18 protein-coding genes are annotated in these 20,400 nt (G+C 66.7%); 11 read left to right on the top strand and 7 right to left on the bottom strand.

From position 1 onward, the window contains the following. The first annotated feature begins 80 nt into the window (after positions 1–80). Together L5G28_RS13500 and L5G28_RS13495 are read left to right on the top strand one after the other, a co-directional pair. On the top strand, positions 81–1,193 hold the full coding sequence (locus L5G28_RS13500; protein WP_237001990.1) for a VanZ family protein: 1,113 nt from the start codon (positions 81–83) through the stop codon (positions 1,191–1,193). Positions 1,194–1,278: 85 nt separating this feature from the next. Then, positions 1,279–2,493 (top strand): hypothetical protein, encoded by a 1,215-nt coding sequence (locus L5G28_RS13495; protein WP_237001989.1) that lies wholly within the window; start codon positions 1,279–1,281, stop codon positions 2,491–2,493. A gap of 60 nt (positions 2,494–2,553) precedes the next feature. Here L5G28_RS13495 and L5G28_RS13490 read toward each other — a convergent pair whose 3' ends face one another. From L5G28_RS13490 to L5G28_RS13465, 6 genes are all read right to left on the bottom strand, one after another. Beyond that, a complete protein-coding gene (locus L5G28_RS13490) occupies positions 2,554–3,813 on the bottom strand; it encodes a PucR family transcriptional regulator (RefSeq protein WP_237001988.1) in 1,260 nt (419 codons plus the stop codon). Further along, positions 3,810–5,249 (bottom strand): phytoene desaturase family protein, encoded by a 1,440-nt coding sequence (locus L5G28_RS13485; protein WP_237001987.1) that lies wholly within the window; start codon positions 5,247–5,249, stop codon positions 3,810–3,812. The genes L5G28_RS13490 and L5G28_RS13485 overlap by 4 nt, the downstream gene beginning before the upstream one ends. Further along, a complete protein-coding gene (locus tag L5G28_RS13480; protein ID WP_237001986.1) occupies positions 5,246–7,078 on the bottom strand; it encodes a DUF3556 domain-containing protein in 1,833 nt (610 codons plus the stop codon). The genes L5G28_RS13485 and L5G28_RS13480 overlap by 4 nt, the downstream gene beginning before the upstream one ends. 55 nt (positions 7,079–7,133) lie before the next feature. Then, positions 7,134–8,615, bottom strand: a complete 1,482-nt coding sequence (locus L5G28_RS13475; protein WP_237001985.1) for a class I adenylate-forming enzyme family protein — start codon at positions 8,613–8,615, stop codon at positions 7,134–7,136. Between the two features lie 207 nt (positions 8,616–8,822). After that, entirely contained in the window at positions 8,823–9,767 is a 945-nt protein-coding gene (locus L5G28_RS13470) for a LysR substrate-binding domain-containing protein (RefSeq protein ID WP_237001984.1), read from the bottom strand. A gap of 2 nt (positions 9,768–9,769) precedes the next feature. After that, positions 9,770–10,639, bottom strand: coding sequence for an alpha/beta hydrolase (locus L5G28_RS13465; RefSeq protein ID WP_237001983.1), 870 nt, complete (start codon positions 10,637–10,639; stop codon positions 9,770–9,772). Between the two features lie 193 nt (positions 10,640–10,832). On the opposite strand from L5G28_RS13465, the gene L5G28_RS13460 reads away from it, so the two are divergent. From L5G28_RS13460 to L5G28_RS13435, 6 genes are all read left to right on the top strand, one after another. Then, the gene (locus tag L5G28_RS13460) at positions 10,833–12,308 is read left to right on the top strand and encodes a 2-hydroxymuconic semialdehyde dehydrogenase (RefSeq protein WP_237001982.1); all 1,476 of its coding nucleotides are present in this window, start codon (positions 10,833–10,835) and stop codon (positions 12,306–12,308) included. 53 nt (positions 12,309–12,361) lie between these two features. Continuing rightward, positions 12,362–13,138, top strand: coding sequence for a 2-keto-4-pentenoate hydratase (locus L5G28_RS13455; RefSeq protein ID WP_237001981.1), 777 nt, complete (start codon positions 12,362–12,364; stop codon positions 13,136–13,138). Beyond that, positions 13,138–13,626 (top strand): RidA family protein, encoded by a 489-nt coding sequence (locus tag L5G28_RS13450; RefSeq protein WP_237001980.1) that lies wholly within the window; start codon positions 13,138–13,140, stop codon positions 13,624–13,626. The genes L5G28_RS13455 and L5G28_RS13450 overlap by 1 nt, the downstream gene beginning before the upstream one ends. Then, on the top strand, positions 13,623–14,144 hold the full coding sequence (locus L5G28_RS13445; protein ID WP_236998425.1) for a 3-hydroxyanthranilate 3,4-dioxygenase: 522 nt from the start codon (positions 13,623–13,625) through the stop codon (positions 14,142–14,144). Before L5G28_RS13450 ends, L5G28_RS13445 begins: the two co-directional genes overlap by 4 nt. A gap of 1 nt (position 14,145) precedes the next feature. Next, on the top strand, positions 14,146–15,138 hold the full coding sequence (locus L5G28_RS13440) for an amidohydrolase family protein (RefSeq protein ID WP_236998424.1): 993 nt from the start codon (positions 14,146–14,148) through the stop codon (positions 15,136–15,138). Between the two features lie 201 nt (positions 15,139–15,339). After that, entirely contained in the window at positions 15,340–16,674 is a 1,335-nt protein-coding gene (locus L5G28_RS13435) for an MFS transporter (protein ID WP_372477227.1), read from the top strand. Positions 16,675–16,693: 19 nt separating this feature from the next. On the opposite strand, the gene L5G28_RS13430 is transcribed toward L5G28_RS13435, so the two are convergent. After that, the gene (locus tag L5G28_RS13430; protein ID WP_237001979.1) at positions 16,694–17,467 is read right to left on the bottom strand and encodes an IclR family transcriptional regulator; all 774 of its coding nucleotides are present in this window, start codon (positions 17,465–17,467) and stop codon (positions 16,694–16,696) included. 78 nt (positions 17,468–17,545) lie between these two features. On the opposite strand from L5G28_RS13430, the gene L5G28_RS13425 reads away from it, so the two are divergent. The 3 genes from L5G28_RS13425 to dmpG are packed head-to-tail and all read left to right on the top strand — an operon-like array spanning position 17,546 to position 20,381. Continuing rightward, on the top strand, positions 17,546–18,358 hold the full coding sequence (locus L5G28_RS13425) for a 2-keto-4-pentenoate hydratase (RefSeq protein WP_237001978.1): 813 nt from the start codon (positions 17,546–17,548) through the stop codon (positions 18,356–18,358). After that, positions 18,355–19,317, top strand: a complete 963-nt coding sequence (locus L5G28_RS13420) for an acetaldehyde dehydrogenase (acetylating) (RefSeq protein ID WP_237001977.1) — start codon at positions 18,355–18,357, stop codon at positions 19,315–19,317. The genes L5G28_RS13425 and L5G28_RS13420 overlap by 4 nt, the downstream gene beginning before the upstream one ends. Beyond that, entirely contained in the window at positions 19,314–20,381 is a 1,068-nt protein-coding gene (dmpG, locus tag L5G28_RS13415; protein WP_237001976.1) for a 4-hydroxy-2-oxovalerate aldolase, read from the top strand. Before L5G28_RS13420 ends, dmpG begins: the two co-directional genes overlap by 4 nt. The last annotated feature ends 19 nt before the right edge of the window (positions 20,382–20,400 follow it).

Raw genomic sequence — 20,400 nt, 5'->3', positions numbered from 1 at the left:
TGCACCCCGGGACCGCATGGTCCCGGGGTGCAGTGCATCCTGGTGTCGCGTGGCGTTAGGGCCCGAATATCATTGTTGCCGTGGGCAACGAGGTGTTCTCTGGCGCGTTGGCGATCGGCTCGGGCGCTGTCATCGGGCTACTGCTGTTCGTGCCGTTCGTCGCGGTCAGCTACCGCAGACGCGGCGGGTTGACGGTCGGCAGATCACTACTGTGGGTCGCGGCGCTGATCTACTTCTGCGCCATCTGGACGTACACGCTGTTCCCGCTGCCCGACCCCGACCATCTGGTGTGCGTCGGAATGAACACGGACGTGTGGCAGGCGGTGCGCGACGTGCAGGGCGCTCGCGACCGCGGCCACCCGTTCACCGACCCCGCGACCCTGCAACTCGCGCTCAATGTTCTGCTGTTCGTGCCGTTCGGTGCGTTCGTTCGCGTTCTCGGTGGCCGCGGGCTGCCGACCGCTCTGCTCACCGGCGCCGGTGTGTCCCTGTTCATCGAGACGACACAGCTCACCGGGATGTGGGGCATCTACGACTGCGCCTATCGCGTGTTCGACGTCGACGACGTCATCACGAACACGGCGGGTGCGCTCGTCGGGTCCGTCGCGGCTCTGGTCGTTCCGAGACGGATGCGTGGCGTCGGCAGACAGCCGGGCAGCGAACTGGCTCGGCCGGTCACGAAACCACGGCGTCTCGTCGGAGCCGGGTGTGACGTCCTGGCCGCGGCGTTGCTGTCGGGAACGGTGTCGATCGCGGTCCAGCTATGGCTCCAGTACGTCTCGGACGACCGGGCGGCTGTTCTTTCGGGCAGCCTCGCGTCCGTCGTCGGCGCCGTCGTCCCCGCCGTGGTGTGGTTCGTCGTCATCGTGTGGACCGGGCGGTCCGTCGGCGACCTCTGCGTCGAACTCGAGTACCGGGGCGGTCCGCTGCCGACCGTGCTCGTGCGTGTGATGCGATTCGTCGGCGGCATCGGAACGTACTTCGCGCTGACGCTGCTGCCTGCTCCGTACAGTGCCGCCGCCTGGTTGTTCGTGGGGGCCGCGGTGCTGACGATGCTGTTCACGTCGCACGGGCGGGGTCTGCCCGCCCTCGTGTCGGGCAGCAGACTGGTCGACACCAGGCCCCGGCCCGCCGCCGACGCTGACCCGGGGCAGCCCCCGCGCGCAAGCGAATCGACGTCGGTCCGCGACTGACGAGGCGGTGCAGCGCGGCCGCAAACCCATGCGTTGTTGACAATAATTTTCAATAGCGTGTTCACTGTCCGTCATGCACAAATCGATGACACTACGTCTGGCCGCCTTCGCTGTAGCGGGTGCGGCCATCCTCACCGCATGTTCCGGCGAGTCGGACGACGAGGGAGCCTCGTCGCCGAACGAGAAGTCCCGTGCGACACCACGTCTCGTGGTCGCCCACGACGGCGGCCTCCGGGTGCTGGACGGGAAGAGCCTCGAGCAGGTGGCCGACCTGGACCTCGACGGCTTCCTCCGGCTGAACTCCGCAGGCGATTCGCGGCACGTCGTCGTCACGACCGACAACGGGTTCGACGTGCTGGACGCGGGCACCTGGCGTGAATCGCACGGCGACCACAGCCACTACTTCACCGCGACGCCGCGGATGACCGAGATCGCGTTCGAGGGCCCCAAACCGGGCCACGTCGTGGTTCACGACGACACGATCACACTGTTCTTCGACGGCAACGGCGAAGCGAAGACGATGCCCGGTGACGCGCTGGCGGATGGCCAGCCGGAGACCTCCGACTATCAAGCACCGCAAGCGCACCACGGCGTCGCGGTGGCACGCGCTGACGGGTCCCTCGTCGTCTCCCGCGGCGACGAGGACTCACGCACCGGGGTGGCGATCATCGGAGCCGACGGTGAGGAGATCGCGACCGACGACCGGTGCCCAGGCGTCCACGGTGAGGCCGCGGCCGCCGACGGTGCGTTGGCGTTCGGATGCGAGGACGGCATTCTGCTGGTCCGCGGCGGCGAGATCACGAAGGTGACGGCGCCCGACGTGTATGCGCGTATCGGAAATCAGGCGGGCGACGACCGCTCTCCCTTCATCCTCGGCGACTACAAGACGATCCCGTCCGACACCTTGGACGACGACGAGATCGAGCGGCCGCGGAAGTTCTCGCTCACCGACATTCGGACCGGAGAGTTGCGGGTGGTCGACTTCCCGGCGAGCTACAGCTTCCGCTCGCTCGCTCGAGGCCAGGACGGCGAAGCCGTGGTCCTCGGTACCGACGGGGCGCTGTACGTCTACGACCCGGCGACCGGGCGACAGATCGCGCGTCACCGAGTGATCGGGGAGTGGACCGAGCCCGCCGAATGGCAGCAGCCGATGCCGCTCGTCGAGGTGCTCGGCGGGACCGCGTATGTCAGCGACCCGGCCAGCGACACGATGATCGCGCTCGATGTGCTGTCGGGGTCGGAGATCGCGCGGACCAGCCTCGACGTCGATGTAACCGAGGCCGTTGCAGTCACCGGGTGACCACGACGGTGCGCATGACCGCGTCGAGGAACCCGAGTCCTGTCGACAGTCGGATCATCGTCAGCGAGGGCCGTCGCCGAGGACGGCATCACCGAGGAACTCGCACACGATGAGTGCCACGGAGATGTCCAGTCGGTCGGAGGCGGGTGCCTCCGCGAGCGCCTTGGTGACGCGGTACTTGACCGTGTTGCGGTGGACGGTGAGCCGCTCCGCGGCCCGCAGGTGGCTGTCGCCCGTCGCGTAGTAGGCGCTCAGCGTCTCCCGGAGGACGGCGGCTGTCTCGCCCGGGGTGGCGAGCGGCCCGAGGACGTCGTGAACCCACGCGCGAGTCGAGTCGACATCCCGCGCGAGGAGAGCGACGACGGCCACCCCGCGGTCGCCGTACGCGACCACGGGGTCGGTCGTCCCCCCGTGGTCGGCTTTCATAGTGGCGACGGTGAACGCCGACTGCGCCTGTTGGTGACTGCGCCGGAAGCCCGGGACTCCGACTCCCGGCAGTCCGACCGCGGCTCCGATACCGGCCTCGGACGTCAGGGCGGACCGCACGGTGTCGGCGCCGATCGTCTTGGCCCGAGCGCCGTGCGGTACCCACATCCACACGGTCCGCCGATCGATCGCGGTGATCAGCGGGTCTCCGTCGGCGTGCAGCCGGGCAGCCAGCGATCGAGCCGTTCGATCCAAGTCGCGGACGGACACGTCGTCGTCCGTCGACCACAGGATCAGCGCCGAGTGACGTTGGTCCAGACGGTATCTGATCTCGCGCTGCAGGCGTGCCTCGTCCGGAGGCGTCGACCCGAGGAGGGCGTGGATCGCCGACGTGAGCATGTGACTCTCGACGCCCATCCAGCGCTGCCGCTCCTGTTCGTACGCGTCGAACACGTAGCGGGTGATCCAGTCGATGTAGCGGTACACGACATCGGACACTCGCCGCAGCACCTCCATCGAGTCGCTCGTGTTCAACCCGAGCTCGTCGACTTTGGCGAAGACGTCGCGCAGCAGAACGATCTGTCCGATGTGATAGGCGCGGACGAGCGAGTTCGAGGGGACCTCTCGCTGAGCCAGACGTAACGCGTACTCGACCGCGGCCGTCGTCGGCTGGAGGCGATCGACGGGAATGTCGTTGGCCAACACGTGGATGATCGTCGTGACGTTCCCGTGGACGCTCGCTTGGAGCATCTCCGTCAGCCCGGGATCGTCGCCGAGGCGGTCGATGCCGGCCACGATCGCGTTCATGATGGCCGCGGTGACCTCGACCTCTTCGTCGCGTAGTCGCCGCGCGATCTCGTGAAGGCGCTCGGTGAGCGCGGCATCGTCGATCATCGGCGACTCCCGCTCAGGCCGCGCCCGGCCAGGCCGCGCAGGGCGGACTCCGCGGCGCGGTATCCGCACATACCGTGGATGCCCGCTCCGGGTGGGGCCGACTGCGAACAGATGTACACGCCGGGGATCCCGACCCGATACGGATCGATCGCCGGTCGCGGCCGCAGGAGCATCTGCAGGCCGGCATTCGAGCCGCCGAGGATGTCGCCACCGATGTAGTTCCGGTTCTTCTCCGTCATGCCCGCCACGGACGTCACGGACGTGGCGACCACGATGTCTCGGAAGCCCGGAGCGAATCGCTCGATCTGCGCGACGATCGCTTCCGTCGCGTCGCCGTCGTATCCGAACGGAACGTGCGCGTACGCCCAGATCGGGTTGATCTGGCCGTTCGACCTCGTCGGATCGGCGACATACTGTTGCCCGATTAGAGTGAACGGACGCTCCGGCATGACGCCGGTCGCCCGCAGCCGCTCGGCCTCACGCATCTGCCTGAAGGTCCCGCCCAGGTGCACGGTGCCCGCAGCAGCACAGCGCGCGTCACGCCACGGGATGTCGCCGCGGACAGCGAAGTCGACTTTGAACGCTGATGATCCCATCCGGTACTTCTCGTACGCTGAGCGGATCCGCCCGGGCAGCGCGTCGCCGTAAAGCGACACGATCTGCGCAGGTGACAGGTCGAGCATCACGATGTCGGCGTCGGGAATGTCGCGGCGGGACGTGACCGGGACGCCGGTGGCGATGGAACCGCCCGCCTCGGTGAGCGCGCGTACGAGCGCGTCGGTGATCGCGCCGGACCCGCCTTCGGCCACCGGCCACCCGTAACGATGGCCGCTCGCTCCGATCATCAGGCCGAGTGAGGCCGTCAACGGTCGGTCCAATCGGGTGTAGACGTGCGCGGCGATACCGCCGAACAGTGCGCGCCCCTGAGGTGTGCGGAACGCTTTCGCCAGGACGCTCGCGGGGAGCAGCGCGCGGGGACCGAACAGTCCCAGCTTGATCGGATGCGACGGCATGTGCGCGATCGGGCGCAGCAGGTCGGCGCCGAGGTCGTCGAAGTTGCGGGCGAGGTCGCCGAAGACGGCCTTCCATCGTCTGCGGTCGGCGCCGAGACCGTCGGCGGTCTGCTCGATCGACTGGTAGAGAAGGGCCGTCGAGTCGTCGTCGAGCGGGTGTGCGCAGTCGATCTCCGGCCAGCGCCACCGCAGACCGTGACGGGAGAGGTCGACCTCCTTCCAGAACGGTGAGCCGACGCCCATCGGATGGAACGCCGAGCAGACGTCGTGCACGACGCCGGGTACGGTGAGTTCCGCGGAACGGGCGCCGCCGCCCACGTCCTCGTTCGCTTCGAGGACCTGGACGGCGACGCCGTTGCGGGCGAGGTGGAGGCCCGCGGCGAGCCCGTTGGGCCCGCCGCCGACGATGACCGCCTTGGTCATCGGGCCGCCGTCGTGTCGGCGGGCGCGACCTCGGGTGCGCTCGCCTGAGCGAACCGGACGCCCGCGTGCGGTGCGACATCGGCGCGGTAGTGGACGTCGAACGGGATCGGACCGTCCGGCAGCCACGGCTGCGCGTTGACCGCGTCGGTCACCCGGTATGTGCCGCGTTCGACGATGCCCAGTGCCGCGTCGATGATCTGGTACTCCTGGGTGCCCTTGTGGATCGGCTGCGACTCGATCCAGGCGACGATGAATTCGCCGGGCGCGAACCCGCAGCGGCGCTGCAGCGCGTCGATGAGGTTCTTGTTGTGGAAGTGTCCGTCGCCGAAATTGAACCCGAGGATCGAGTTGCACGAGAATTCGGCTTCGCGGAGCGTGTAGGTGTCGATGTCCGAGCCCAGTTCGCGTTGCATCAGGGAGATCAGCGCGCGGCCCTGGCTGTGGAGCGACCGCCAGCCCATCAGCTGATGCATGACGACGTCGGCGACATCGGGCTCGTAGGTGCCGAGCAACTGTGTACGAGTGTTCTGTGCACCGCGGACAACGAACTCCTCCAACTTCTCTTCGGCACCGGGAGCGAGCGCCCACGTGGCGGCCGCCCAGTTACCTGCATACTGCCGCATCGACGGCAGGAACGAGACCAGGTCGGGTCGAAGGTTGCCCAGAATCGGGAAGAACAACATGACCGCGGCGGCGAACACGACGGCCCACGGTGTGGTGACGTCGGTGACGCCGAAACCGTCCCAGGCGGGGAAGCCCATGAACAGGAAGACCGCGGCGTAGGCGAACAGAATGTTCCACTCCAACGGCACGGCCAGCGGGAACGTCGAGAAGATGAACAGGTGGAACGCGACCATCAGAACCACCGCGCACAGGGTGAGCGTCCGGTCGGTGGAGAAGAGCAGGACGAGCGGCGCGATGATCTCGACGACGGTGCCGAGCACGTGGCCGACGCCGCCGGCGAGGACGGACGGTCCCATGTCGTCCGGGAAGCGGCGGTAGTGGGCGCGTTTGATCGCCTTGATCGGCAGCCACGGCGTGTTCGACAGCATCGGGGGGATCACCATCGCGAAGTGGTGGCCGAGCTTGGAAATGCCTGCGCCGACCCACACGATCACGATCAGCAGCTTCAACGCGACGATCATGTCGATGAACGGCATCACCGCGAAGAACACGACTGCGGGCAGGTACTGCTCGGAACGTCCGCCGAGGAAGATCACCTTGTCGCGCAAGCCGATTGCGATCACCATGATGATCAGCGGGAACAGTGCGGCGGGATTCACCAGGCCCGCAGACCCGGGACGGAGCGCTTCCAGCGTCGTGTCGTGGACGGCGGGAAGCAGGAGCGCCACGACGAGGTTCACGATGATCGCGGCGTACAAGACCACGTCGAACAGGGTGCGACGGTCACCGCCGGTGAACGGGACCTTGCCCGGCCACGGCGCCATCCGAATGGTGTTGGGTTTGAGCCAGAAGTGGAAGCCGCCGGTCATCGGTTTGAAGTGGCCTGCGAGCGGGCCCCATGAGCCGCCGAGTCCGAGGATCTCCAGGAACATCGTCCACAGGACGAGCTTCTGGTAGATGATCGGCTGATTCCACCAGTCGCCGACGTCGAAGACGCCGAGACCCGATGAGAGCGTCGCGATCGTCACGCCGAGTGCGATGTGCAACACCGCCACTTTGACCACGTAGATGAGGTTGATGATCTTCGGCGTTCCGAATCCGTGTTCGGCCCAATGGGTGCCGAGCACGCGGACGCGTTCCATGAACGGTCGTTCGAGGAAGGTCGCGGGGTCGACCGATGGGAAGTCGGGTTTGAGGAGTCCCATGATTCTCTCCGATTTCTGGGAGTTGTGGACGGGTGAAGGCGCCAGGCGGGCGACGTCAGGCGGGCGGGGCGCTGCGAGCCGGGATGCGGGTCTGCTGTCTCAGCGACGGCTTGTCGATCTTTCCGACCGGGTTGCGGGGAAGAGCGTCGACGAGGTGGATCTCGGTGGGCCGCTTAGCCTTGGTGACGATGTCGCGTAGATGCGCCGCGAGTTCGTCGCTGTGCAGGGTGGTGTTCGGGTAGGTCACGACGAAGGCGATGGGCACTTCGCCGAGGATCGGGTCGGGGCCCCCGACCACCGCACATTCGAGGACGTCCGCGTGGGTCGTGATCGCGGCCTCGATCTCCTTCGGGTACACGTTCTCGCCGCCGCGGATGATCATGTCCTTGATGCGGTCGACGATCGACAGATAGCCGTCGGCGTCGAGCACGCCGACGTCGCCGGTGTGCAGGCGGCCGTCGATCACGGTGGCCGCTGTCGCGTCCGGGCGGTGGAGGTAGCCGCGCATGACGTTCGGTCCGGAGATGACGACTTCTCCGCTCTCCCCGGTCGGGACGGGCGCACCCGTCGAATCGACCACGTCGATTCGCTGGCCGGGCAGCGGGACGCCGACCGTGCCGAGCTTGCGAACGTCCGACCGGGGGTTGCACGCCGACACGCACGTGCCTTCGGTGAGGCCGTAACCTTCGACGATGGTGACGCCGAGCGCAGACTCGGCGGCGTCGAGGAGTTCCTTCGAGATGGGGGCGGCGCCGCAGATCGCGAAGCGGAGGCTGTCGACGTCGGCATCGGTGATGTCCGGTGACGACGTCAGCAATGCGTAGATGGTGGGCACCGCGGAGAAATAGGTGGGGCGCAGCGTAGCGACGTCGGTGAAGAATCGCCGGACCGAGAACGTTCCGGTGACGCTGAGCCTGCCGCCAACGGCCATCATCGGCAGGAAGCTGACGAAGATCGCGTTCGAATGGAACAGGGGCAGGATCAGGAGGGCGTGGTCGTCGGCGCCGACCTCCATGTGCTCGGCGACGGCCGTCGTCATGTACGCGACGTTGCCGTGGGTCTGCTCGACGCCTTTCGGGGACCCGGTCGAACCCGAGGTGTAGATGAGCAGTGCGACGTCGTCCGGCGCGGGTGGCTCGGGGGCGCTCCACGCCGTATCCGGTTCGGTGCGTAGCTCTTCGGGACCGATCTCGATGCGGTCGCCGATCGGCCCGCCGGGGGTGCGTCCGACGACGACCCGCGCGTCCGCGTCGTCGAGTTGGTAGCCGGCCTCGGTGGCGGTGAATGCCGGATTGACGGGAGTCGCCGCCGCGCCGAGCCGCCAGGCCGCCATCAGACAGACGAGCAACTCTACGCGGTTGGGCAGAATCGTCGCGACGACGTCACCGCGCCTGACGCCGATCGACTGCAGATGCGCGGCGGCCGCGTCGACGCGGTCGGCGAACTGCCGGTAGGTGAGGGCTGTGTGGTCGTCGCGGACGCAAGGCGTGTCACCGCGGTGGGCGAGTTCCCACGCGAAGTAGGCGAGTGTGGTCACTGGTCGAATCCTTTCGGCTGTGACCACTGACACTATGAATCGTCGCTGTGATTAGATACGGCCTGCCGGGCCAGACTTGTCGGACGTCTTTGTGCTCGAAGCACAACGGTCGCGGCAGACGTCGTCGGGCTGACGCGATCGACTACGGTTCGCGCCGCCGGTGCGGACATACAAGATGAACCTGTTCGAGATGTGACAGTGGACAGGTCAGTCCGGCGTGTGGGCCTCGCCCGTCAGTTTCTGCTCGGCGACCCGGCGAAGACTGTCGAGCAGGGCTCGTCCAGCCGGACTCAGTGATCGTCCGGCCGCGAGGGTGAGTCCGACACTGTGGCCGACGCGGCTCAGTTCGACGGGCAGCGGCCGCAGGAGGGCATCGCCGCGCCCGATCAAGCCGGGCAGAACAGCGACTGTCTCGGTGCGCCGCAGCAGCTCGCGAACGGTGAGGAAGCTCGTGGCCTCGACGCGGTTGTCGGGGAGCCGGACGCCCGCGCGGGCGAAGCTTTCCTCGAGTTCGTGGCGAAGCGCGGTCTCACTTCCGGGAAGGATCCACGGGTAGTCGGCGAGGTCCGCGAGGTCGAGTTCGGCGGCGTCGCAGAGGGGATGCCCGGCGCCCGCGAACACTTCGACGTACTCCTCGTACAGCGGTATCCGGAGGACGGTCGATGTGCTCGGTGAGGTCAGGCGGCCGACGATCACGTCGATTCGGCCGGCCTCCAACTCGGTCAGCAACACGTCGGGGGTGCCTTCGCGGACGACAACGGTGAGCAGCGGACGTGTTGACTTCAAGTTTGCGATCGCTTGGGGGAGAAGAACATTGGAACCCGCGAGATGAGTGCCGACCGAGACCGTCCCGCGATCCGCGTCGGCCAATTCGACGACGTGGCGTCCCGCCTGGTTGAGCTGGGCCAGCACGGCACGTGCATGTTCGGTGAAGGCTGTTCCGAAGATCGTCGGGGTGATACCGCGCGGCCCGCGTTCGTACAACTCGACGCTGAGCAGTGACTCGATGTCCCGCAGGCTGCGGGTCGCCACCGGTTGGGTGATGTGCAACTCCGCGGCGGCTCCGACGACGCTGCCCTGACGACTGAGCGCGTCGATCAGGACGAGATGCCGGATCTTGAGTCGGCCGTCGAGCAGTCTAGGAAGATCCATCTTCACATGTCCTCATGCACACCGGCCGCGTCGACCAGGTCGATCACGGCTGCAGTCAGTTCGCTTGCGGGGTCGGCGAGATCGAGGAACACGTCGAAATGGTTGCGCCCGGTGACGGTCGTTCCGCCGATCGTGACGCTGTCGGACCACCGTGTGCGGAGGTCGGAGCTCTGCCGAGCGAAACCGGCTGCCTCGATCTCGGCGTCGGCGATGAACGCCGTCGTGCCTGGTGGCGGGTCGGGAGCGAAAGCCGGACTGAGTGCCGTCGCGGACTGCTCGGTGAGTGACAGCCAGTCGTTCGCGGGGGTGTCGACGAGTGGGCGCAGATCGTACAAGCCGCTGATGAGCAGTCCGGCTCGTGCGGTTCGGCCGCCGATCCCGAGGCTGTCGGTCCAGCCGCCGCCAACCATCGTCATCGCCGCGAGGTGGGCGCCGGCCGAACTGCCGCCGACCACGACGCGGTCGACGTCGAGCCCGTAGTCGGCGCCGTGGCGAAGCACGTGTGCATACGCCGCCCGGGTCTGTCGGACGATCTCCCTCAGCGGTGTCGCGGGAGCGAGTCCGTAATCGATTGCCACCGTGGCGATCCCCGCTTCGGCAAGGACGTCCGCCATGAACAATGTGTGGTGGCGCGACAGGGCCCGCCAATAGCCGCCGTGCACGACGAAGAAGGCGGGGCGAGGCGTACTGCCCGTCCCCCAGACGTCCAGACGCTGCCGGCTGGTGGCGTCGTAGACCACGCCGGGGGCGCCGTGCAGATCGCGCACGGCATCGGCGGACTGAGCGAGATAGCGGGCCATGATGGCGTCGAACTGGGCCTCGGTGACCGTCGCCCGCGCGTCGTAGTCGGTCGTGGTGATCTGATTCGGCATGGTCGTCCTCTCGTCGCGACACCAGCCAGCGTGCGTTCCCGAATCTATGCGTGTCCAATGCCTGACGGCGAACAAGATATTCCTGAAACGGTATATCAGGATCACGGAATCGATTCAGGTATGCCGATTTTGCTATGCCTCTATCGAGGATTGGTATTTGTTAGACATTCCTGTGCTGCATCACAGTGGATGCATGATCGAAGCTCCATCACAGTGGATCCGCAACTACGTAGACGGTTCATTCGTCGAGCCGGACCCCGACCGCGCATTCGACGCCGTCGACCCCGTGACCGGCCGGGCGTACGCCCGGGTGCACGAAGCCGACCACGACCTCGTCGACCGGGCGGTGACCTCCGCCCGCGCCGCGCTCGCCGACGGGTGGGCCGCGCGACCTGTCTCCGATCGTGCGGCGATCCTACGCCGGGCCGCTGATCTCATTGAGGAGCGATTCGACGAGTTCGTCGCAGCTGAACTCGCGGACACCGGTAAGCCGATCACCCAGGCGCGGACGCTCGACATCGCTCGCGCTCCAGCGAATTTCCGGGCATTCGCGGACATGGTCTCGACTGCCGGACAGGAGTCGTTTCGGACCGAGACGGCCGACGGGGGTGCAGCACTGAACTACACGGTGCGCAAACCCCTCGGAGTCGTCGCGGTGATCGTGCCCTGGAACCTCCCGCTCCTCCTTCTCACGTGGAAGGTCGCGCCCGCACTGGCGTGCGGCAACGCCGTCGTGGTCAAGCCGAGCGAAGACACGCCCGGTGGGGCATCACTCCTCGCAGAGGTCCTCGAACAGGCCGGTCTTCCTCACGGCGTGTACAACGTCGTCCACGGTTTCGGCGCGGACTCGGCCGGGGCCTTCCTCACCGGCCACCCTGCGATCGACGGTGTCACCTTCACCGGCTCGTCTGCCACCGGTACGCGTGTCATGCAGACGGTCGCGCCCCGCGTGCGGCCGGTGTCGCTCGAACTTGGCGGAAAGAACGCGGCCGTCGTGTTCGACGACGTCGATGTCGCCGAGGCAGTCAACGGGCTGAGTCGATCGATCTTCACGAACACCGGGCAGGTATGTCTGTGCACTGAGCGCGTGTACATCCAGCGGAATGTTTTCGACGAGGTCGCCTCCGGTCTCGTCGGCGCGGCCGAGCAGTTGGTCCTCGGTCGTCCGACGGACGAGTCGACGACGACGGGGCCGCTCATCTCCGCGAAGCATCGCGACAAAGTCCAGCGCTATCTGGATCTCGCGGTCGAGGAGGGCGCGAACGTGCTGACCGGCGGAGGTACACCGGATCTCGGCGGTGAGCTGGCAGGCGGATCGTGGATCTCGCCGACCCTGTGGACCGGTCTGACGAACGAAGCTCGCGTGATGCGCGAGGAGGTGTTCGGTCCAGTGGCCGGGCTCGTGCCGTTCGACACCGAAGAGGAGGCCGTCGCCCTCGCGAACGACACGGAGTACGGTCTCGCGTCCGCGGTTTGGACCAATGATCTACGTCGTGGACATCGCGTCGCAGAGCAAATGAACGTCGGACTGTCTTGGGTCAACACGTGGTACCTGCGCGACCTGCGCTCGCCGTTCGGTGGGATGGGCCTATCCGGGATCGGACGCGAGGGCGGCCAGTCGTCGCTCCACTTCTACACCGAACCGACCAACGTCTGCGTTCAGCTGTGACCCTCAAGGCTGAACGGCAGAGTGAAACAGGACCCGAGAGTGAGGACAGCGATATGACGGTCGACGTCGCCGCACTGGCACGACGTCTTGACGCGGCACAGACCAGCGGTATCGAGACGACGAGCATCGAAGCAGACTGCCGGCTCGACGTCACGGGCGCGTACCGAGTGCAGGACCACCTGGTCGACTTGCGGCGGGCGCGCGGCGAGAGCGTCGTCGGGGTGAAACTGGGGTTCACGAGTAAGGCGAAGATGGCGCAGATGGGGGTGTCCGATGTGATCGTCGGACGGCTCACCGATGCCATGCAGATTGCCGACGGCGGTGTCACCGACCTTTCGCGATACATCCATCCGAAGGTCGAACCCGAAGTCGCCTATCGTATTTCGCGTGACGTCGACATCGACGACCCGAGCCTCGACATCCTCGCCCACATCGACGCGATGGCTGCGGCGCTGGAGGTCATCGATTCCCGGTACCTGAACTTCTCATTCACCTACGCCGACGTCGTCGCCGACAACACGTCGGCCGCCGGGTTCGCCGTCGGCGAGTGGACTCCGCTGGGCGACGCGGGCGATCGAGCGGTGACGCTCCGGGCCGGTGACGTCGAGACCGCTGGTTCCACCGCCGCGATCCTCGACGACCCGGTCAACGCCCTGCACGCACTTGCCGACATGTGTCGACGCCACCGTATCGAGCTTCGGGCCGGCCACATCGTGCTGGCCGGTGCGGCGACGGCGGCGATCCCGCTCGACGACGGAGACGTGACATGTGCGGTCGACCGGATCGGCACGGTCGGATTCCACGCCACTCGATCGATGGGAGAGCGATGATGAGCCAGGAACAGAACACCGGAGGCGTCCTTCCCGGACGCGCCGCCCCGCGCGGCCGGTTTCCGCACGTGAAGGTCGTCGGCGACTTGATCTTCGTGTCGGGGACGAGTGCGCGTCGGCCCGACAACACGTTCGTCGGTGTCGAGGTCGACGCGATGGGCACCACCGACTTGTCGATCGAGCAGCAGACCCGTGCGGTGATCGAGAACATCCGCGCCATCCTCAACGACGTCGACGCTGGACTCGAGGACGTGTGCCAAGTGACGTCGTATCTGGTGTCGATGAACGATTTCGGCGGCTACAACAAGGTGTACGGCGAGTATTTCGATGAGAACGGGCCGACGAGGACGACGGTCGCCGTCCACCAGTTGCCGCATCCGCACCTCCTCATCGAGATCCAGGCGATGGCTCACCGATCGGGCGGCTCGCGCCGCGATGATTCCGCTCATTCGTCCGGCACGAATTCGCACGACAGGAGACGACCATGACGACTATCCCCCCGGTCATCGACTTCCACGGCTGGATCGCGGCCAACCGACACCTGTTGAAGCCCCCCGTGAACAACCGCATGATGGCGCTCGGCGACGACTTCATCGTCCAGGTGGTCGGCGGACCCAACGAGCGCTACGACTATCACTACGAGCCGTTCGAAGAATGGTTCTACCAGGTCAAGGGGGATATCCACGTGAATCTCATGACGGACGACGGTCCGGTCCGGGTCGACATTCGGGAGGGCGAGACGTGGCTGATGCCTGCGAACATCCCGCACTCTCCGCAACGCCCGGATCCGGAGTCGATCGGTGTAGTGATCGAACGTGTGCGCCACGAGGGCACGCTGGAGAATTTCCGCTGGTACTGCCTCGAATGCGACGCCCTCGTCCACGAGGTGCGGTTGCAGGTGCGTGATCTCGTGACCGACATGCCGCCGGTGTTCACCCGGTTCCACGCCGACCTGCAGGCGCGCACCTGCGACCGATGTGGCGCCGTGCATCCGGGGAAGGGGTGAGATGACCGGAATCATCGACGTCCACACCCATTACGTTCCGCACGGTTGGCCGGATGTCACCGATACCGCCGGGCCAGACGCCCCGTGGCTGCGGGTGGAGTCCGAACGCGAAGCGATGATGATGACTGGCGGTACGGAGTTTCGCCGGATCCAATCAGACGCGTGGGACCCGCAGGTGCGGCTGGCCGACATGGACGCCGACGGTGTCGCGACACAGGTCGTCTCGCCGACACCGGTGTTCTTCAACTACGCACGGACCGGCGATCAGGCGGCGAAGATCTCACGGATCTTCAACGACCTCGCACTCGACATCACGGGCCCGGCCGGTGAGCGGATGATTCCGTTCTGCCAAGTCCCGCTGCAGGATCCCGAACTCGCCTGCGAGGAACTCGACCGCTGTCTGGCCAACGGGCACCGTGGCGTCGAGATCGGCAACCACGTCGGCGACCGCGACCTCGACGACGCGGGAGTGGTGGAGTTCCTCCAGCATTGCGCGACCCGGCAGGTCCCGGTGTTCGTGCACCCGTGGGATATGACGGGTTCGCCGAGACTCGACCGGTGGATGGCGAAATGGCTCGTCGGCATGCCTGCCGAGTCTCATCTGTCGATTCTCGCGATGATTCTAGGCGGCGTGTTCGACCGGGTGGATGACCGGCTGCGCATCGGCTTCGCGCACGGCGGCGGCTCGTTCGCGTTCTGGCTCGGACGCATGGAGAACGCGTGGCATCGCCGCAACGACATCATCGGCACATCCGAGTATCCGCCGTCGCACTACCTCGGGCGGTTCTACGTCGACTCGGTGGTGTTCGACGACCGCGCGTTGCGCCTGCTCGTCGACACCGTCGGACCCGAACGCGTCATGGTCGGCAGCGACTACCCGTATCCGCTGGGCGAGCGGCCAGCCGGTGGCGTGGTGCGGACGAGCGAATTCCTCGACGAGGAGACGCGCGCACTGATCCTGCGTGGGAACGCCGAGCGGTTCATCGGCAGCTGACGCACACCCGCCGGACGGCCCCGAGTGCAGCGCGCTCGGGGCCGTCCGGCGTGCACCCGAAAGAGTCATGCTCAAACGGCTATGGCGGGGCCAGCGAAGAGTATTTGTGTGGCATGGCGCACTGTCGTTGTCTTGATGTGGCACAGCAATCATCAGACGCCCTGCGAGCCTACCGCCGCGGTGTCGAGAAAGGCTTCTCCGATGACCACACCTCCAGTCAGCTCCGCGACGGTGAACCAGTCGCAAGCACGCCGTCGAGTAGGGGCGGCGATGCTCGTCGGCACCACGCTCGAGTGGTACGACTTCTTCCTGTACGGCACCGCCGCCGCACTGATCTTCAACAAGCAGTTCTTTCCGGAACTGAGCCCAGGGGCGGGAACGCTCGCCGCGTTCAGCACGTTCGCCGTCGGATTCATTGCGAGGCCCGTCGGTGGCTTGGTGTTCGGTCACTTCGGTGACCGGATCGGTCGTCGCAACACGCTGATCGTCTCGCTCCTGATGATGGGCATCGCATCGACGTTGATCGGGCTCGTCCCCAACTACGGGTCGATAGGTGTGTGGGCTCCAGTCCTGCTCGTTCTCCTCCGCATCGTGCAGGGCATCGGACTGGGCGGTGAGGGTGCGGGCGCGACGCTCATGTCCATGGAGCATGCACCGGCGGGCAAGAAGAACCTCTACGCGGGCTTTCCGCAGATGGGGACTCCGGCGGGTCTCGTCCTGGCGAACCTCGTCTTCCTGTCGACGAACGCGCTGATGCCCTCCACGTCGTTCGATTCGTGGGGCTGGCGCATCCCGTTCCTCCTCAGCGGACTACTCGTGATCATCGGTCTGGTGATTCGCTTGCACGTGGAGGAATCCCCGTCGTTCGCGAAGGTGGTCAGCCGGAACTCGGTCGAACGGTTCCCGCTGCGCGAGGCCGTTCGAGTGGGACTCGGCCGGATGACGTTGACCATGGGGCTGATGATCGCGAACTCGGCGGTCGCATACGTGTTCATGGTGTTCACGCTCTCGTACAGCTCCGAGCATCTCGACTATGACCGGGACTTCTTGATCATCTGTGTGTCGGTCGCCGCCGTGATCTGGTTCCTCGCGATCCCGTACTGGACCGGCGTCGCCGACCGGCGAGGGCGACGCACGATGTTCCTCGGTGGCTCGGTCGCGCTGCTCGTGTGGTGCATCGCCTTCCTGCCGATGTTGGACACCGGCAGCGAAGTGGTGACCGCGATCGCATTCCTCGGAATGGGGCTCATCGTGCCGGTCACCCATTGCGTGCAGGGAGCGATCATCGCCGACATCTTCCCGGCCGCCGTCCGCTACTCGGGGACCTCGCTTGTCCTGCAGATCGGTGCGATCCTCGGCGGTGGATTGGCACCGATCATCTCGTCCGCTCTCGTCGGCGACGCAGGCGGGTCGTTCGGGGTGACGGTGTACATGGTGATCGTCTGCCTCATCAGTCTCGCGTGTGCGACAGTACTGTTTCGAAGCGCATCCAGCGGTGCGCCCGAGACTGTGCCGGTGGCAGCGACATCGGCCTGAAGCAGTCGCCATCCGTCGTTCACGTCTGCAAGGCGTGTCGTCGATGGAGTGTCGCGGCGATTCCGCTCGCGGCGGCGCGCACGGCGTCCGCGTGCGGCTCCGGGCGATACCGCGTCAGGGGGCCGGTGACGCTGACGGCGGCTACGACGTCGTTCGACCCGACGTCGAGGATCGGGGCGGCGACACACGCGATGCCGATCGTCGACTCCTCGAACTCGAAGGCGACGCCGTTCTCCCGGGCCGTGTCGAGCTGTGCGGCGAGCAGTCCCGGAGCGACGATGGTCCTCGGTGCGCGCCGGGGGAGCGGCGAGGACAACACCTGCTGCCGCAACGACGGATCGGCATGAGCGAGTAGGGCCTTACCGATCCCGGTGCAGTGCAGCGGCATCCGGCCGCCAGTCCGGGACGGCGCGCTCGCCTGGCGGTGACCGCCGATCTTGGCTACGTAGAGGACTTCGTGGCCATCGAGGACGCCGAGATGCACGGTCTCCCGCGTGCGGGCGTACAGGTCCTGCAGAAACGGCATCGCGATCTCCAGGAGGCTGCGCTCGACCGACGCCCGCATGCCCAGTTCGAACAGACCGCCGGACAGCCGGTAGCCCGTGTCCGTCCGGTCGAGCATCCGTGCGTCGACGAGTTCCCGCGAGAGACGGTGCGCGGTCGCCTTGTGCAGGCCCGTGCGGCGGACGATCTCGGCCAGCGTCAGCTCGTGATCGTCGACGTCGAACGCATGGAGGATCAGCATCACTTTGCCGATCACGGTGTCCGGGATCGCTCCGGAGTCGCTGGACATGAGGCAACTCTACGCCGCGTATCGCTCAGCGAGACGATGTGCTTCCGCCGGTGGTGCGAGGGCGGCAGCATGGTCACCATGACCACCAGCACCGACTCGCTGGCCGCCGAACAACAAGCGGCCGACAGGCTCCTCACCGCTCTGCAGACCCGCGCGGCCTGCGCACCCGTCCGAGATCTCATCGGACCCGTCGACCTGCCGGCCGCGTACCGCGTCCAGGAGCGTCTGACCGCAGGCCGGCTGGCCGACGGCGCCCGCATCGTCGGTCGCAAGATCGGCCTCACCTCGAAGGCAGTCCAGGACCAGATGGGAGTCGACCAGCCCGACTTCGGCGTTCTCTTCGACGACATGGCGTACGCCAGCGGCGACGAAGTGCCGATGGGCAGACTCCTGCAGCCCAAAGCCGAGGCGGAGGTCGCGTTCGTCCTCAAGGAGGACCTCGCCGACGGGCCCCTCGACATCGCCCAGATCCGGGCGGCCGTCGACTACGGCGTCGCCGCGATCGAGGTGTGCGACAGCCGCATAGACGGCTGGGACATCGCCTTCGCCGACACCGTCGCGGACAACGCCTCGTCCGGTGTCTATGTGCTCGGTGCGCACCGCAAGACGCTCGACGAATTCGCGCCGGTCGAGGTCGGCATGCGAATGCTCATCAACGGCGAGGAGGTCTCCACCGGCGACGGAGCGGCATGCCTCGGCGATCCGCTCAACGCTGTCGCCTGGCTGGCCAAGTCGGCCCGCGACTTCGGCGAGCCACTCCGTGCCGGACAGGTGATCCTGTCCGGCGCCCTCGGCCCCATGCGACCGATCGAATCCGGTGACGAGGTGAGGGTCGAGATCTCCGGACTCGGCACCGTCGTCGCGAAGTTCAGCGAAGGAAAGCACTCATGAGTAAGAAGACGAAAGTCGCCATCATCGGGTCCGGCAATATCGGCACCGACCTGATGATCAAGGTGATCCGCACCGCCAAGCACCTCGAGATGGGCGCGATGGTCGGCATCGATCCAGAGTCGGACGGCCTCGCACGCGCCGACCGCATGGGCGTGCCGACCACCAGCAAGGGCGTCGAGGGGCTCGTCGAGCTCCCCGGCTTCGAGGACATCGAGATCATCTTCGACGCGACCTCGGCCAAGGCCCACGAGTACAACGCGTCGATCCTCGAGCCGCTCGGCAAACGGCTCGTCGACCTCACACCCGCCGCGATCGGCCCCTACGTCGTCCCGGCAGTCAACATCGACGACCATCTCGACGCGCCCAACGTCAACATGGTGACCTGCGGTGGCCAGGCGACGATCCCGATCGTCGCCGCCGTCTCCCGCGTCGCGCCCGTCGCCTACGCCGAGATCGTCGCGTCCATCGCGTCGAAGTCGGCGGGCCCGGGCACTCGCGCAAACATCGACGAGTTCACCGAAACGACGTCCAGCGCGATCGAGAAGGTCGGCGGAGCGCGCAACGGCAAGGCGATCATCATCCTGAACCCGGCCGAGCCGCCGCTGATCATGCGTGACACGGTGTACGCGCTCGTCGACGCCCCCGACCTCGACACGCAGGAGCAGATCCGCAACTCGGTGGAGAAGATGGTCGCCGACGTGTCGGCCTACGTGCCGGGCTACCGGCTCAAGCAAAAGGTCCAGATCAATCCGATCGCCGAGGGCGCCACCGTCGAGACGCTGATGAAGGAGGAGCCCGAATCGGCTCCCACCCACCAGGTCTCAGTGTTCCTCGAAGTGGAGGGCGCCGCTCACTACCTTCCCGCGTACGCCGGGAACCTCGACATCATGACGTCAGCCGGCCTGCAGTACGCCGATCGGATCGCCGCACTCGCGGCCGAGAAGGAGCCAACCGCATGAGTACCCACCAGACCCAGAACCCCGGCGGGACACCGATCTTCGTCCAGGACGTCACCCTGCGCGACGGCATGCACGCCATCCGCCACCAGATCAGCACGGACGACGTCAAACGCATCGTGTCCGCGCTCGACGCGGCAGGCGTCGACGCCATCGAGGTCGCGCACGGCGACGGTCTGTCCGGCGGGTCGGTCAACTACGGTCCCGGATCGAACACCGATTGGGAGTGGATCGAAGCGGCGGCCGGCGTGATCGACAACGCGCGACTGACCACACTGCTGCTACCGGGTGTCGGCACCGTCGACGAACTCCAGCGGGCCTGGGACCTCGGAGTCCGATCGGTCCGCATCGCGACCCACTGCACCGAGGCCGACGTTTCCGCACAGCACATCGCCGCGGCCCGCGAGATCGGCATGGACGTGTCGGGCTTTCTGATGCTCTCGCACATGTCCGAGCCCGAGAAGCTCGCGCAGCAGGCCAAACTGATGGAGTCCTACGGTGCGCACTGCGTGTACGTAACCGACTCGGGCGGCCGTCTCACGATGACGGACGTCGAAGCTCGCATCAAGGCGTACCGTGACGTTCTCGATCCGGCCACCCAGATCGGCATCCACGCCCACGAGAACCTGTCGCTGTCGGTCGCGAACTCCGTCGTCGCCGTCGATAACGGTGTGTACCGGGTCGACGCATCGCTCGCCGGACACGGTGCGGGCGCAGGCAACTGCCCGATCGAGCCGTTCGTCGCCGTCGCCAACCTCTCCGGGTTCGAGCATCGGTGCGACCTCAACGCACTGGAAGACGCGGCAGACGACATCGTCCGACCGCTGCAGGACCGCCCGGTCCGCGTCGACCGCGAGACCCTCACCCTCGGCTATGCGGGTGTGTACTCGTCGTTTCTGCGACATGCCGAAGCCGCCGCTCAGCGCTATGAGCTGGATGTGCGCGACATCCTGACCGTCTGTGGCGAGCGTCGGCTCGTCGGCGGTCAGGAGGACATGATCGTCGACATCGCGCTGACCCTCGTCGAGGAGCGCGAAACGGCTCAGGCCGAACCGGCGGGAGTCTGACGTCCCGCCGGTCGGGCTG

The sequence above is a fragment of the Gordonia liuliyuniae genome (genome assembly GCF_021739025.1).
GTDB classification, from domain to species: domain Bacteria; phylum Actinomycetota; class Actinomycetes; order Mycobacteriales; family Mycobacteriaceae; genus Gordonia; species Gordonia liuliyuniae.
Note: the sequence above shows the minus strand (reverse complement) of the source record. Positions and strands in the feature narration are given on the sequence as shown.